Source organism: Bacillus cereus group sp. Sample62 (assembly GCF_036851315.1).
GTDB classification, from domain to species: domain Bacteria; phylum Bacillota; class Bacilli; order Bacillales; family Bacillaceae_G; genus Bacillus_A; species Bacillus_A wiedmannii.
Map to the genome: position 1 here is coordinate 2974432 of NZ_JAFLPK010000001.1, position 15762 is coordinate 2990193.

Here is a 15762-nt window from a genome sequence, read left to right on the forward strand (position 1 = left end):
TATTTATATCAAGATAATAGCATGACGGTATAAAGATAAAATGCAGAGATAGCCTTCCTATTAAAATGCTATTATAATTTTGTAATTGGAATGAATTTGAATCACATAAAAAACCAGAAGAAATACTATTATTTGGAGGTATCACGATGAGCTTTTTAATTAGAGAGTTAGAAACAAATGATTTAGATAATCTCCCGGAAATTGATGACAGTTTTATAGTGAATGCTCGGTTAGTTCTTTCTCTTTCAAAAGTAAATAGACGCATAGAATATACAGTAGAAGACGTTCCAAGTTATGAAAAAAGTTATTTACAAAATCAATATGATAATGAAGAACTGGCGTACAATGAATATATAAATAAGCCTAATCAAGTAATTTACATAGCACTGTTCCAAAACAAAATCATTGGATTCATAGTATTGAAAAAGAATTGGAATCACTATGCTTACATAGAAGATATAACAGTGGATAAAAAATATCGTACACTCGGAGTTGGTAAAAGATTAGTTGACCAAGCAAAGAAGTGGGCAAAAGAAGGCAATATGCCCGGTATCATGCTTGAAACGCAAAATAACAATGTCGCAGCATGTAAATTTTATGAAAAATGCGGATTTGTAATTGGTGGATTTGATTTTCTTGTTTATAAAGGTTTAGATATGACAAGTGATGAAGTTGCAATTTATTGGTATTTTCATTTCAAATGAAACTGTTTTTAACATGAAACAAAGTCAAAATAAAAACCCCAATCTCTCTATATAAAAATTGAGAAACTGGGGTTAAGTTATCTAACAATAGTTTTCATTTAAAACAAGTAGCTAATTAATAAGCCTGCCGATAATAAGAAGCCGAAAATCGTATTTGTCATCGCTGTCGATTTCATTGCGATGCGCATATATCCGGGATCCTTTGCTCCTTTTTGGAAACTTTGAATTGCAGAGATTGGTTTTCTCAAACCTAGGAACATAACTAATGCCCAAGGGCTTATATAACCCATTAATACAATTACAGCAATCCATAAATAAGCAATGAAAAAGGCTACAGCTAGTGTTACTACTGCTTTCTCTCTTCCAAGGAGGATTACTAATGTCTTTCTTCCACCTTTAATATCTTCTTCGATATCTCGGATGTTATTCGACATGTTAATTGCACCTACTAAAATTCCAATTGGAATGGAAATTAATATACTTTCAATCGTTATCGTATTCGTTTGAATAAAGAAAGCAATGAGTACAAAACATGTCCCCATTAACAATCCAGAAACTAGTTCTCCAAACGGAGTGTACGCAATCGGTAATGGACCACCTGTATATAAATAGCCAACCGCCATCCCAATTAAACCAATGACGACTAACCACCAGCTACTATTCATACAAATATAAACTCCAATAATTGCTGCTACCACATACAATAAAAGTGCAACTGTTAATACATTTTTCGGTTTCAATCCATGACGGACAATTCCCCCACCGATGCCAACAGAATCAGCGGTATCTAATCCACGTTTGAAATCATAGTACTCATTAAATAAATTCGTTGCTATTTGCAATGCTAAACATGCAACCATCATCGCAATAAATAAAAGCCAATGAACTTCTGCAACATAAAGTGATGCTACTGTTCCTAAAATTACAGGAGAAAACGTCGCCGTTAACGTATGCGGGCGCGTCATCTTCCATATTAATTTAGCGGAACTAATTTCTTTTTCATTCCCCATAATCCTGTTCAAGCTCCCTACATTTAAGTATAAATTACTAGCAGTATCTTTCTATCTATTTTCTGCTTCACATCTATTATATCAAAAAAAGAATTGGCGATAGAACTTTAATGCTCTTGCTTGCACGATAACTTTGCATCAAAATATCGTTTTTTCTAATATGGGGTGGTATCCCTAATACCCCATAAGAAAAAAAGAGTTTGAATCCTTTAACGTACAGGGCGTTCCATATATCATTGTAAAAGATCATGAAAATAACATTCAAAAATCAATTCTTGAATTCAGCACTCAATCATTAGAAGAGGCTATTTTATAATAATCATCCCCAAAAAAAAGAAACGAACAAAAATGTTCGTTTCTTTTTTTTGGTGTTTAATGCTCAAGAAAACTTATAACCGCATAAGTATATAGAACGACTAGAGCAAAGGCACATATTCCCATAATTATAATCGCTAGTGCGCTTTTCTCTTGTCTAAACCCTATAATTCCAAGAATAAATGCACTCAACATTGTTACCTTAAGCATTGTAGAAAGGTTGGGAATTGAATATCCGCTCAACCAGGTAGAGAAACTTACAATTACAGAAAAAGAGAAAAAAGTTAGAACAATAGATAATATATTAATGTGCTTCCCATACTTCAGTTGCATTTCGCTACCCCCTTTTCTTTTCATTAGTGAATAATAGGTAGGTGACTATATTTTAATTTTATTCTAAATTTTCTTTAAAATCTACAACAAAAAGAAGAGGTTGTCCCAAAATTCGCTGAATAGTTACTTTTAGGCAACCTCTTTTCTTTATTTTTTACTTTCCTCTAGTTTAGAGATACTTGTTTCTTTTTCAGGTAACGTATCAAGAAAATCCGTTGCTCAAATTCGAACAACGGACCTCCTTTATATGAACCAATGCAAAACATCCTCGGCAATCCCTTCCGGTCTATCCCAATGCATTAGGTGCCCTGTATCTGTATAAAGCTTAGTCGTAATATCAATATGCTTCCTAAATTCCGCAATCTGCAATTCTCTTATTTTTAAATAATTATGTGGAAGATCACAATACAATAGTAAAATATCGCTTTTAATTTTATGAGATTTCAATGTTTTATACACCGTATACTGGAACTTAATTACACCTCTAGCGGTATCACCAGTAGCATGCCATTTCACTTTATTATCTTCTTCTCGCATTAAATCATAAACCGCATGTTCTATTAATGGTTAACTACATCTTCACGCCTATGAAATGAATATAGTTTAATAATTGTAATATACGTTTATCATATGTGTGATGTTTCAAAGTTCGTTCCAGTCCATTTTTTGCTATTTGTTTTCTTTCTTGTACATGTTCCAAATAATACTCTGCTTTTTGTATAAACTCCCGTGCACTATTAAAAGTTTCTATTTCAACACCTGGTATGTAATGTTTTGCTACATCTGGTCGTATATCAGTTAATTGAAAAGAGCCTACAGCATTAATTTCAAACGTCCTATTGTTTACTGAATATGCTTGGATACTTGCAGAATTACAATTCAATTCCTGATCATTTGGTGAACGGTGTAAATTTATATTAATTTTAGTAGCTACGTAATATTGCAATGCATCCTCATACTTCGCAAGTGGCAAGACTTGTATTTTATCCTTTAATCGTTCATAATTCTTTAACTTCTCCCAACCGAACCCCACAATTTTTATGTTTTTTTCTGCTAAATACTCTGAAATAGAATCAACAAAAGCAATTCTATTTTCAAATGCTGTACCTATAAAACTAAGATCATATTTATATGTATCTTCTTTCTGAGATGGCTGAAACACATCTTGATTTGCTGCTAACGGGAGATGAAACACATTATTACATCCTAACCCCCTATAAAACTTGATACAATTTAAATCTTGCGTAAATATGTAATCATAATACGGAACAAGATTTTGTGTTACATCCGTATAATACGGATCATCTGTCAGCCAAAGTCCAATAGTAAAACCTGCACTCTTTAGGACTGGCATGACACTAATACATCCCTCATTTAAACCACTTAGTACCAAAATAAAATCCGGTTTCATTTTTAATGCAGTTTCTATCGCTCGTTCTGGGTTCACCATAATTGTATTACTGTTTACCTTTTGTAAACTATTCAAAATTGCTTCTTCGATCATTGGATAATAAAAAGGAATTCCTGATTGAATAAATAATATTTTCTTAGGAGCATTGTCTTTCATGTTGTTCCCCCTATTTCTACATAATCAAAGCACACGAAAATTAGCAGTCTTTATTCATTTTATGACATCTTACTTTACATGTATAAGCAACGTTTATGTCCATTATGTTGAACTCTCCTCTTTTCACAGGCTAACGATCATACTTCTTTTATTCATATCCCTAACATGATGTATCTATAATTTTTTATTGCTTATACAACTTCAAAAAAGAAAAACAAAATTATTTTCTCCTTTATTATCAGTTACACCATTTCGTAATACAAATTTGCGCTTTTTACTCATGCTTCTATATATATCAAAAGATACAATTCATATATAAATAGATGAAAAGGAGTAAATAAAATGAATGCATTAGTATCTGCAAGGAATGTAACAAAGATTTATAACAAAAACCAATTACCGGGACTTAATAAAGTGTCATTTGATATTAAAGCAGGAGAATTTGTAGGTATCATGGGGGCCTCTGGATCTGGAAAAACGACTTTATTAAATATTTTATCCACTATCGACACACCTACAGATGGCGATGTTTTTATAAACGGGGTCAATATCCAAACGCTTAACAATAATAAATCTGCTGATTTTAGGAGGGATTATTTAGGTTTTATTTTTCAGGAGTATTTTTTACTTAATAGCTTAACAGTAATGGAAAATATTGCGGTTCCCCTTACTCTGTTAAAAAAATCACCAAAGGAAATTGAATCAACAATAGAAAGTTTAGCAAGGCGTTTTGGAATATTTGAGCAATTAAGCAAGTATCCTAGTCAACTGTCGGGTGGACAAAAACAAAGGGTTGCAGCTGCAAGAGCCCTTGCGAAGCAACCTAGTATTTTATTTGCAGATGAGCCAACAGGCGCATTAGATTCAAATTCTGCAACAGAACTACTTCAAAAATTAAAAGAGGTAAACGAGGAGCTTCAAACTACAATTTTAATGGTAACTCATGATGCCTATGCAGCTAGTTTTTCTAGTAGAATTTTAATATTCAAAGACGGGAACATTATAAAAGAATTAAAGAAAAATAAGCAAAATAGAAAAGAATTTTTTGAAGAAATATTAAAAGGAATCTCTAAAATTGATGAAAATCGATATAACTAGAAATATGAAAGGAAGATTGAACTGTGGGATTATTTACAATCGCAAAAAAGAATTTAAAAAATAACTTCTCCTTCTATTCATTCTATTTTATTTCAGTAGCTTTTGTACTGATGGTATTTTTCTCCTTTATCTCTTTTTCCATGAACGACATTGTTATGGAAAAGATTTCGTCTGACGGTAGAGTAGAAACAATGTCAAAAACAGTGGCGATCTTTGTTATGGCATTTGTACTATTCTATATGTCATACTCTAATACATTTTTTATGAAAAAAAGAATGAACGAACTCGGCATTTACTCCCTTTTAGGATATAGAAAATCAACGATGCTAAAACTGTTAACTTTTGAAAATATTATCATTTGCTTTGCTGCCCTATTTGTAGGAATTATTTTTGGTGCTATTGCTCATAAAGGAATTGTAGGAGCGATAATCAAAATATTAAAATTACAAATAGATACTTCTAAAGTACCATTTATTAACCTTGATGCAGTACTATTCACTTTTGCTTTTATCTTTGCTGTTCTTTTTGTTTTATCTTTATCAAATTGGATTATCCTTCGAAAAAGTTCCTTACTAACTTTAGTACGTATGGAACAAAAGGAAGAAAATAAAGTGAAAATTAATACAGCTTTTTCACTACTAGGATTATCTTTAATTTTAACTGGCTATTTCTTAGCTCTCGATATTACGAGAGGCATGCAATCCTTTTGGAAAACAATTGGCTTTTCACCAATTGCTCTCTTAACAATGTTCAGTGTAATATTAGGGACAATCTTCTTTATTCATTCTTTTTTACCATATGCGATTCAAAAGCTAAAGAAAAATAAAATATGGTTTTATAAAGAATCCAATATTATTGTCATCCCAAACTTTATATTTAAAATCCGTTCAAAAGCAAAAACATTAATTTTGTTAACCTTATTAACCGCTGGAACTTTAGCTATTTTCAGTTCTACTTTACTAACACTTTACTATCCAGTTGCCGCTACAGAACGTATCGTACCTTCAGCTATTGAATTCCCATTAGAAGATAAAGAAGTAGCCAATAAATCACTACAAACTGTACAAAAAACTGTCGGTAAAGAAAGTATAAACTATACTGAAACAACCATTATTAACGTGAAATCTAATTCTGACAGTTTGCCAAAAGAATATAGTATAAAAAAGGAGAACGGATTTGATCTTATCTCTGAGTCCGATTACAGAGAGTTAATACATGTTCAGGATAAAAATGTAGAATTTAATCATTTAGCTAAAAATGAAAGCATCCTAGTAAAATATCGCCCTGAAAAAGAAAATCTAGATAAAGGGAAAATATATACTTTAAATTTAACCTCTACAACTAATATAGACGTTAAAGTAAAAGACACTACATTACTTAATCCCATTGGATTTGCAAATAGTGTAGGAACGCTTATTATCTCGGATCAACTGTATAAAGAAATAAAAGTTTTAGAGTTACCTCAAAAAACGATAGTAAGTTTTAATGGATTAGATATGAGGAATAATAAAACAGTTTATGAAAACCTAGCCCCACTATTTAAAAATAATATGTATTTCACAAGCAGTTATCAAAAAAATGATTATATCATTCAGCAAAATAGCTCAACATTCTTGCTTATTAGTTTCGTTACTATCATTTTCTTTATTGCAACAGGCAGTATTCTCTATTTTCATAACCTTTCAAGTGTAATGGCAAATAAAAACGAATTTATTATCTTAAATAGAATGGGCTATAACAAAAAGAAGATAAAAAGAATAATAAGTAAAGAGATTTTCACCTTATTTAGCATTCCTTACATAATAGGATTAGCACATAGCATGTTTGCATTAGTTGCCTATAAAACCGCGTTAATAGATGATCTATTAGGGAAAATCAGTGCCTTTATATTACCTATTCTTTTTGCAGTAATTATTTTTACTGTTGTATATATCGTTTATTATTTGTTAACAAAAAGGGCATGTTATAAAATTATATTTAACAATAAAAAATAAACACTTAAAAATAAAGCTGATGATAAATAAAAAAACATCAGCTTTATCTGTATGTAATTTAGCAAAGGTAAGTGAATTTATGAAAAACTACTATGAACAAAAGCAAATTTTAATTTTAATTAATCAACTTTGTATGATTATTTTTTTATGCTATGAATTTTCAATGAATAATATTATAGGAACAGCAAAATTACTCCCTTTACTGATTATAACGATCATGTCCATTTATGGATCATATATTAGTTTTATCAATTTAAAAAACAATACTCTATTATCACAGTTTTCTAGTTTACTACTTTTTACTTCTTGGCAGTTTTTACTTACACTAAATGATGAACAGATTTTTCGTACATTCAGTACACTGCTTAGTGTCTTGATTCTATATAAGATCGTACAATTTATACTCCTATTCTTTTTCCAAGATTCTATTTATAGTTATAAAAAAGAAAAGGATTGGATTTTACGAGTTACATGTTTACTAACATTAAGCGCATATTTAATAAACGATAGAATATTTTCCATTCTATTTTCATTTCAATGGCTTATTAGTGTTAGTTGTATTATTTTTCTGTTCCTGCAACATTACAAACGAATACAATTTGTTTGTAAAAGTGAAAAAAAGCATTTACTTAAATCTACTGCAATTCTTATCGTTCCTTTTATCGTATATGTTACGTTATTTGGAAAGAGTCCCGAATACGTAAATAATTTAGGATGGTACATAATAATTTTGTTTCCCCTATCTAGTATTCATGCAATAGCTTTTAAAAATCATATGTCTATGAAACAGTATTTCCCCTTAAAAAAAGGCACAATCACTTTTATGTTTTTATGCATTTTTATTTTTATGAGTGCACTCGGGGTACTATTTCAATTTAATATGATAACTTATTTCATTTTTATACATACAATTATTTGGTTCGTTCAACTTTATTTCACATTATTATTTCAAGACACAAAAAACACTATCTCAAATTTGAATACAAAAGAATTAAAAACTTTGCCAGACAGTTCTTATGTTCATAACTTAGTACAAATAGTGAAAGAAGAACAATTAAAAAATGGATTTTCTAATTATTTACACGATGAAATACTACAAGACATATTGGCTGTTAAAAATATGATGAACAAATCTAACAAAAAAGAAATTCATGACATGATCGTAGCGACACTGGACAACTTAAGTCATACGATACGCATTGAAATGCAAGAGTATCATCCAACTCTATTAAAAACACTTACATTAAAAGAAAATTATCTTAATTTACTCAAAATGATACAAAAAAAATATGAAATGAAACATGTTAATATATCCTTTAAGTGTAATGACGACTTATTTTTAGTAGAACCCTATCAGCTTGTCATATATCGAATTTTAAAAGAACTAGTAACGAATGCATTCAAACATTCAAATTGTTCACAGATACATGTAGATTTAACCCAACAAAATGGTGAAATACAACTTATTGTGAAAGATGATGGTATAGGTTTAACAACAAACGAAGCAGACATACTAAATGGTCATAAAGGATTGAATTCAATTAAAGAACAGTTACTTTTATTAAATGGTGAAATGACTATTTCAAATAGTCATCCTTCTGGCTTATGCATTACTATTCTTATTCCGATGAAAGGAGACGATTCCTATAAACATTTTATTAATAGATGATCACGCTTTGTTTGCAAAAAGCTTGGAGATAGCCTTAGAAGATTATCCTGAAATAGATGCCTTTCACTCATTACAAAATATCGAAAATACCATTACAATTATCAATCAGTTTAAACCAGATATTATCTTACTAGATATTAATTTAAGCAATATCAGTAGTGAAGATGGTTTGGAAGTAGCTAAAATGATTTTGGATAGTAAATGTAATACAAAAATAGTTATATTAACCGGTTATGATTTACCTGTTTACCAGTATGAAGCTCAAAAATTAGGTGTGAGTGGTTTTATTAATAAAAATATTTTGCCTGATGTATTGGTGCAAATATTAAATGACATTAATAAAGGCGCATTTCATTTTCCAACCTCTACAGAAATAATTGAAGAATTAACCCATAGTGAAAAACAAATTTTACAATTACTATGTGATGGCTATAAGCGCAAAGAAATTGCTTCTATGTTGTACGCTAGCGAACGTACAATTTCCAATCATATTCAGCACGTATTTGATAAATTAAATGTTTCTTCTTCTTTAGAAGCTGTCACAAAGGGAATAAAATTAGGGTATATTCAGCCAAATTATTAACCACATAAAATGAATACATAAAAGAAAGAGCCTACTCGTATGAGTTAACTCTTTCTCTTTTACAATATTTAAAATATGATTAAGCAAATAAAAAATTACTTCCAAACAACACCTCGCCTCTCATATTCCATTCTATATTCAACAGCAGCTGCAATTTTAGAACTTGCGAACTTTTCCGTAATCCAAAGACCTAAATCAATGCCTGAAGTAACTCCTCTTGCAGTAATAATATCGCCTTGATCTACAATTCTGTAATGAAGAAGCTCTGCTCCATATTTACTAATTTCAGTTTGTGCCAAATGATGCATTGTTGCCTTTTTATCATTTAATATACCGGATGCAGCAAGTAGCATACCTCCTGTACAAACTCCAGCAACAATCGTTCCTTCATTGTGCATCTCTTTAATCATTTCGGTCAAAGTACCAAGCTCTGCTTGCTTGCGTGCCCCGTACTTTGCTTTATGATTCCAGCCACCACCAGGTACAATTAACAAATCTGGACGATTATCCATTCGTAAAAAATCATGTAACTTAACCGTAACTCCAAACGAAGTAGTAATTTCTTGTTTTGGTTCACTTGATACGAGTTCAATCTTAAATGGAGCACCTTCTTCTATCGCTCTTTTCAATACTTCAAAAGGTGCAAAGGAGACAAGTTCTCCGAAACCATCAAACAACACAATTTGTATTTTCATTTTTAGAACACCTCATATTGTTTCTTTTTTGAATCCTAAATTTGTAGAATACATGTTATGTACAAATTAACAATGAAGATAGTCTTTCTCCTCTTACTCTGTAAACTTCCAAATGTTCTTCTAATTGCCTCTCATCACTTATTACACTTAGCGTTTCCCTCACAAAATTCCAATTCAAACTACCGGATAGCCATAGTAATGAAGACAGTCTTTTATAATCATTTATAGTTAAAATATCATGAGCCTTATACCCTTCTAAAAATGCACTAGCGATACTTGGACTAACTTCATGTGAATGTATTCCTTCTGTTCGAGAATACCACTTTATTAAAAAGGACAATCCTTCAATGCGGTCTACATAACTAATAGATTCAAAATCTACAATTCCTTTTACCTGTTGATTTGAGTCCCACAAAACATTTAGTGGATTCAAATCCGTTTGTGCGATAAACTCTAATTCACTCGCATATGCGCACTCTATATGATATTTAGCAAGCTCTATATACTCCCGTAATTCTTTACATGCGCTTGCCTTACTTTCTAACATATTAATAAACTGGGCATACCCATCCAAATGAGATTTCTTTTGAAAAATCGAGCTTTCAAATGGACTAGAAATATCGTGGATCTTTCTTGCTTCCTTTCCGAAGGCTTTTGCCATAGCTTCTGTACAATGTGTAATATGTTCTCCTTCAATCCAATTAGACAATACAAATCGGTATTGTTCATCATTCCAAGTGACAATTGTAAATGAATCTCCTGCCCTATTCTTGTTCATTTGCATAAAAGGAATCCCCTGCTCGCGTAAATAATACGTATACCGTACTTGCTCTATTAGTTGTTCGTTTGATAACGCCCCAAAAGCTGGATTGATTGTTCGCTTGCTATTTATAAACCTTGCGGAATACCGCTTTCCATTTACCATTATTTTATAATGCGGATCCGTATTCCAACTATCTTTATGTAACTCTTCTTCCACTGCTAGTGAATGAATTTCTTTAAAATAATTCATTACTACATTTCTTATTATGTGTTTCACCCCATTCTCTCCTTCCATACAAAAAATTAGGGTACATGTAATTCATTGCGCTTCCCATAACAAAATGTATTTCACTTAATTAAGCATAGCTAGGATATTTCAAATAGGAAATAGAATTATAGAAAATAGTAGATGGGAGGCATATTATTGAAGACCTTAAAATTCGGTATAATTGGAGCATTAAGTATCACCCTATTAATTGGATGTACAAGTAATTCAAATGAAACGAAAGCTTCCAATAAAAAAGCATCCACAGCAGTGAAAGAAAAAGAAATTGTATATCAAAACGTTATGTTTGAACAAAAAGAAGTGAGAAAACTTGAGATTAGTCCTGTAAATTCAAAAAGTAGTAATCAAGTAGTAAATACAGAAAATATAAAAACAATTTTCACAAGTATGGAAAGCGCAGAGAAAAAAACACTCCTTCTAGATCAAGAGGCCAAAAACTATATACATTCAAAAATGAAGGTTACTTATCAAGATAATTCTATACAAGAATTCTTTGTTTGGATAGAGTCTGATGGTGACATCGTAATAGCAAAAGCGAGCGATGAAACACACGGTGAAGGCTATGATCTACGTGAAGATAATTCTAAAAAAATCATTCAGTTTTTCGAAAAAGAACCCCAACAATAATTACAATACAAACAAAAAAGCCGCATTTGCGGCTCATAAACTTATTTAACTAACGTATGCCTATCGTTTAATCGCATCAACAAATTATTCATCAAATAGAAAATAATATCCTACATAATTAAAAACATTTGTAAACCCTACATTTTCCACAACTGCGACAGAAGACTTGTTCAATTCCATACAGTCCCAATATGGAGTAATGTCATTCTCCAAACAATCTTTCACAAAACTATGAGCTATCTTTTGAGCTAATTTTCTCCCTTGGTGCCCCTCTATTGTTTCAATATCTATGCAGTGTATATTTTCAAATACAAACCCTGAAAAACAAACACTCACAATTAGATTCATCATAATCAATGCAGTCATGCTTATGTATAGTAAAAAGAGCCAATCCCCTATGCAATAGAAGATTGACTCTTTCCTTTATTTATAAAAATTGTTTCATACATTGAAACTCAGACTACTCTTTTTCCTATCGAATCATCAAATCCCCAATGAACATGTGAGGGTATAATTGGGCACATATAATCCGTATGAATACAAAGAGCAACTATTAAATCAGCATCATTTAAAACTCAACCAAGCATCCGCCCAGTCCGCATGATCATTTCCATTTCCGTTACCTGCATCATCAACGACTAGTTTTAATTCTTTCTTGCCAGTAAGATTAACATCAACAAATTGGGCTGGCGTATTATAGTACATTGTGCCACTATTAAATACTTCGGCCCCATCAAGTAGCACCTTAAATACGACCGAACCTCCTTTACCACCAGATTCCTGGTCAATGCCTACGTACGAATTAAATTGTTTGTACGTTGCATTTGATATATCATAGGTAACTTCTGACTTCGAATGAGTTCCGATCCCTTTTTTATACGTAATCGGTCCTGTCGTTCCGAGTAGTGAAAGTGGGTTTCCATCGGTGCTTTTATCTTTTTGGACCGTTGCCCATCCAGCCGTTGCTTTTACCCACGGAATGTCACTAAGATAAATACCGCCAGAAGCGACTTGCACTTTCGTTGAAGTCACCACCGAATTCCCCAATTTTACGGAGACACCAACTTCTTTCATTCCTTTAAACTGATTTGGCGGAGTGATAATAAACGAGTATGTTTCTTCCCCTCCTGCTGGTAATTGAAAGTCCTTTGTTGATGGCTGTGCATTCCATCCTTCTGGTAATTGCAGTTCAATTTTGCCAGGTGTCACTTTTTCCTTTATTTCATTTTGAACCTTTACTTTTAATGTAGTAGAACCACCTTCAGCGCTAATTGGATTTGGTTCTACCTTTGCCGAAATGAGCTTTACTGCTGGCGTTACTTCTATTTGATTGGATTTACGAACCGTTCCGCTATCTGTATTTACTTCCGCTTCAATGGAATAGTTATTAGCAACTACATCAATTGGGACAGGTACATCTGCCTCAATTGTTTTCGATTGCCCTGGTTCAACGCCTTCAAAAGCTACTTGAATTGGTTTCACATTCCAGCTCTCTGGAGCCTTTACAACGACTTCTCCTGAAGAAGATTTCGATGTACCAAAGTTTGATACATGTGCCTTTACCTTAACTGTATTTCCTGCAATTACACTATTCGTAGATTCTAAATCGAAATTAAGCATAGACTCAATTTTATACTTTTTACCTTGTTCCGTTTTAAATGAAACCGTATCGCCATCTTTCGTAAATGGCACCGGTGTATTCGTTCCGACTCTTGTTACAGTAAATGGTGTATTGAACATTGGACTTTTTAACTTTACATCGTTTCCGTGATCAGAAGTCACCTGAATGACTGTAGGCATGCTGTTTTTCCAGTTCGCATCAATCGTAAATGCACCGCGTGCTCTTAGTCCTTTATAAGAACCGTCCTTCCAAGCTTTCGGAAGTGCAGGCAATAATTGAATGGAATCGGTATGGCTTTGAATTAACATTTCAGCAATTCCCGATGTTGCACCAAAGTTTCCATCAATTTGAAACGGTGGATGCGTATCGAACAGGTTACTAAGCGTACTTCCAGTAAGTTGCCCTTGCAGAATTTTATAAGCATGATCACCATCTAGCAAACGTGCCCATAAATTAATTTTATTCGCTTTACTCCAACCTGTTCCCTCGTCACCACGATGGTTTAAAGTAACTTTAGCAGCCTCAAGCCATTCCGGTGTATTGTGATTAATCATACTTCCTGGATATAGTGCAACTAGCTGGGATATATGCCTATGCGTTTCGCCAGGGTCATCTATATCATCCTTCCACTCTTGCACTTGACCATATCTACCAATTTGAATTGGTGGGAATAATTTATCCCTTTTAGCTTTCAATTCATCTCGGAACACCTTATCAATTTGCAAAACATCACTAGCTTCGATTACATTCGAGAACAACTCATACACTAACTGTTGGTCGAAGGCACAGCCATTCGAAATGCCACCAAGCTCTGGAGACCAGCACGGAGAAACAACCAACTTCTTATTTTGATCTTCAACTAAAAACTTACTATGAAACTCTGCCGCTTCTTTCAGTATCGGATAAATCTTTTCTTGTAAGTATTGTTTATCATCCGTAAACTTGTAATGCTCCCAAAGATTTTGACCAATAAAGGCGTTCGCACTAGGTGCCCATCCCCAGCCTAATCCCCAGCCAGGCGCAGTAAATCCAAATGGATTATTCATCGTATTAACGGTCCACCCGCCGCCTGTAACACCGAAATGTTTTTCCGCCGAAACCCTTCCTGGTGCTCTTAATGAATCAACATAATCCATTAATGGCACAGCTGTTTCAGACAGATTCGCCACTTCTGCAGGCCAATAATTCATTTGCAGGTTAATATTGAAATGATAGTCACTTTCCCACGGTGGTGTGTTTGAATTATTCCATACACCTTGTAGATTTGCAGGAAGCGTTCCAGGTCTTGAAGAAGAAATGAGCAAATATCTTCCATATTGGAAGAATAGTTCTTCTAAATACTTACTGTTTTGTTTACTATAAGATGCTAGTAGTTCATTTGTTGGAACAGATGGGTTTTCGCCTCCTAAATTTAAAGAAACACGATTATATAAAGAGTGATAGTCTTTAATATGCGTATATTTTAAAACCTCATATTTCTTGTTAGAAATAGCGGCCATGATTTTTTCAACCTTTTGATGTGGATCTTCTCCTTTATAAGTAGGGTATTTATTTTCATAATCAGTAGCCGCAGTCATTATAATTGTTAAGCTATCTGCATTTGCTACTTTAATTTTTCCATTCTCTGCTGTTAATGTACCGCCCTCATTCAGTACTTTGAATTCTGATTCATATTTCATTCCATTATTCGCTATTTGTCCTTTGATGGTAATTTTGTTATCTGTAGATGATACTTGCCCTCCCTGTGCGCTAGTGGGTCTAACATCTAATGAAAGCTGTTTAGATTCACTTGCAGTTAAACGCATGACCATAACGCGATCAGGATAACTTGCAAAATATTCCCTATTATATTGAACACCTTTATAGTTATAGGACACCGTAGCAATTCCCTCATTTACATTTAATTCCCTGCGATAATTGGAAAACGAAGACGCATCTGGCATATTAAAATCTAAGTATATGTCTCCAAAATTTTGATAGGAACCAAACCCTTTTTGAAGGCCTGTGAGAAATTGTGAGGATTCCCTTTCTGCCCCTGATTTATCACCTTTTTCTAACTTTTCTCTAATGCTACCTAAGTGACTCGCTGCCCCATCACGATTTCCGTAAGTATACTCACTCGTACTGCTTGGTCCGCCAGTCCAAAGTGTTTTTTCATTAAACTGAATACGTTCTTGCTGGACGCCGCCAAAGATCATGCCGCCCATATAACCATTACCAATTGGCAATGCTTGTTTTTCCCAATCTTTTGCCGGCTGATTGTACCAAAGCGACAGTTTCTTCCCCTCTGGTTTTGGATTTTCAATCGTAATAGGTGATGTTGCCTCTACCTTACTAAACTCTCCAGTGCTTCCTAAAGAGAATAATAAAGTACCAAAAAGCAATCCCCCTGTTAATACGTTTTTAAATTTCAAATTTCCATCCCCTTTTGAAAAGCGAATGTAAAATGTCCCCTTCTACACATTGACTTATTCTATTCTCTCCATGAAATTCGCTAT

At 33.0% G+C, this 15762-nt stretch carries 12 protein-coding genes and 2 pseudogenes; 6 read left to right on the forward strand and 8 right to left on the reverse strand.

Annotated elements, in window-relative coordinates; all coding sequences use genetic code 11:
* Positions 1 to 146: 146 nt before the first annotated feature.
* Positions 147 to 704: a streptothricin N-acetyltransferase SatA gene (gene satA / locus J0835_RS15145; protein WP_087981136.1), complete on the forward strand. Its 558-nt coding sequence runs from the start codon at positions 147 to 149 to the stop codon at positions 702 to 704.
* 98 nt (positions 705 to 802) lie between these two features.
* On the opposite strand, the gene menA is transcribed toward satA, so the two are convergent.
* The 4 genes and pseudogenes from menA to J0835_RS15165 all read right to left on the reverse strand — a co-directional run bounded on the left by menA (position 803) and on the right by J0835_RS15165 (position 3929).
* Positions 803 to 1714, reverse strand: a complete 912-nt coding sequence (gene menA, locus J0835_RS15150; RefSeq protein ID WP_087981137.1) for a 1,4-dihydroxy-2-naphthoate polyprenyltransferase — start codon at positions 1712 to 1714, stop codon at positions 803 to 805.
* A gap of 372 nt (positions 1715 to 2086) precedes the next feature.
* A complete protein-coding gene (locus J0835_RS15155; protein ID WP_087981138.1) occupies positions 2087 to 2362 on the reverse strand; it encodes a hypothetical protein in 276 nt (91 codons plus the stop codon).
* A gap of 243 nt (positions 2363 to 2605) precedes the next feature.
* Positions 2606 to 2929: pseudogene (locus J0835_RS15160) on the reverse strand (alpha/beta hydrolase); the annotation flags it as partial.
* Positions 2930 to 2933: 4 nt separating this feature from the next.
* Positions 2934 to 3929: a CgeB family protein gene (locus J0835_RS15165; protein ID WP_087981140.1), complete on the reverse strand. Its 996-nt coding sequence runs from the start codon at positions 3927 to 3929 to the stop codon at positions 2934 to 2936.
* 342 nt (positions 3930 to 4271) lie between these two features.
* Between J0835_RS15165 and J0835_RS15170 the strand changes: the two genes are divergently transcribed.
* The 4 genes from J0835_RS15170 (at position 4272) to J0835_RS15185 (ending at position 9273) form a co-directional block, all read left to right on the forward strand.
* The gene (locus J0835_RS15170) at positions 4272 to 5027 is read left to right on the forward strand and encodes an ABC transporter ATP-binding protein (RefSeq protein ID WP_087981141.1); all 756 of its coding nucleotides are present in this window, start codon (positions 4272 to 4274) and stop codon (positions 5025 to 5027) included.
* A gap of 23 nt (positions 5028 to 5050) precedes the next feature.
* Complete coding sequence (locus J0835_RS15175) at positions 5051 to 7021, forward strand: FtsX-like permease family protein (RefSeq protein WP_087981142.1); 1971 nt, start codon at positions 5051 to 5053, stop codon at positions 7019 to 7021.
* 79 nt (positions 7022 to 7100) lie between these two features.
* Complete coding sequence (locus J0835_RS15180) at positions 7101 to 8690, forward strand: ATP-binding protein (RefSeq protein WP_087981143.1); 1590 nt, start codon at positions 7101 to 7103, stop codon at positions 8688 to 8690.
* Entirely contained in the window at positions 8668 to 9273 is a 606-nt protein-coding gene (locus J0835_RS15185) for a response regulator transcription factor (RefSeq protein WP_140386825.1), read from the forward strand. Before J0835_RS15180 ends, J0835_RS15185 begins: the two co-directional genes overlap by 23 nt.
* Before the next feature lie 95 nt (positions 9274 to 9368).
* Here J0835_RS15185 and J0835_RS15190 read toward each other — a convergent pair whose 3' ends face one another.
* Both J0835_RS15190 and J0835_RS15195 read right to left on the reverse strand, forming a co-directional pair.
* The gene (locus tag J0835_RS15190; RefSeq protein ID WP_000701556.1) at positions 9369 to 9968 is read right to left on the reverse strand and encodes a DJ-1/PfpI family protein; all 600 of its coding nucleotides are present in this window, start codon (positions 9966 to 9968) and stop codon (positions 9369 to 9371) included.
* Between the two features lie 55 nt (positions 9969 to 10023).
* Complete coding sequence (locus J0835_RS15195) at positions 10024 to 11007, reverse strand: phosphotransferase (protein ID WP_140386826.1); 984 nt, start codon at positions 11005 to 11007, stop codon at positions 10024 to 10026.
* A gap of 147 nt (positions 11008 to 11154) precedes the next feature.
* Here J0835_RS15195 and J0835_RS15200 point away from each other — a divergent pair, with 147 nt between their 5' ends.
* A complete protein-coding gene (locus J0835_RS15200) occupies positions 11155 to 11643 on the forward strand; it encodes a hypothetical protein (protein ID WP_140386827.1) in 489 nt (162 codons plus the stop codon).
* Between the two features lie 84 nt (positions 11644 to 11727).
* Here the strand turns inward: J0835_RS15200 and J0835_RS15205 are convergent.
* A pseudogene (locus J0835_RS15205) lies at positions 11728 to 11988 on the reverse strand (GNAT family N-acetyltransferase); the annotation flags it as partial.
* A 219-nt stretch (positions 11989 to 12207) separates the two neighbouring features.
* Positions 12208 to 15678 (reverse strand): glycosyl hydrolase family 95 catalytic domain-containing protein, encoded by a 3471-nt coding sequence (locus J0835_RS15210; protein WP_087981146.1) that lies wholly within the window; start codon positions 15676 to 15678, stop codon positions 12208 to 12210.
* Between the last annotated feature and the right edge of the window lie 84 nt (positions 15679 to 15762).

Excerpts from the sequence above, each read along its gene's own strand:
- J0835_RS15170 (WP_087981141.1), top strand. The coding sequence starts at position 4,272 with ATGAATGCATTAGTATCTGCAAGGAATGTAACAAAGATTTATAACAAA.
- J0835_RS15155 (WP_087981138.1), bottom strand. The coding sequence starts at position 2,362 with ATGCAACTGAAGTATGGGAAGCACATTAATATATTATCTATTGTTCTA.
- J0835_RS15190 (WP_000701556.1), bottom strand. The coding sequence starts at position 9,968 with ATGAAAATACAAATTGTGTTGTTTGATGGTTTCGGAGAACTTGTCTCC.
- J0835_RS15165 (WP_087981140.1), bottom strand. The coding sequence starts at position 3,929 with ATGAAAGACAATGCTCCTAAGAAAATATTATTTATTCAATCAGGAATT.
- satA (WP_087981136.1), top strand. The coding sequence starts at position 147 with ATGAGCTTTTTAATTAGAGAGTTAGAAACAAATGATTTAGATAATCTC.
- J0835_RS15180 (WP_087981143.1), top strand. The coding sequence starts at position 7,101 with ATGAAAAACTACTATGAACAAAAGCAAATTTTAATTTTAATTAATCAA.
- menA (WP_087981137.1), bottom strand. The coding sequence starts at position 1,714 with ATGGGGAATGAAAAAGAAATTAGTTCCGCTAAATTAATATGGAAGATG.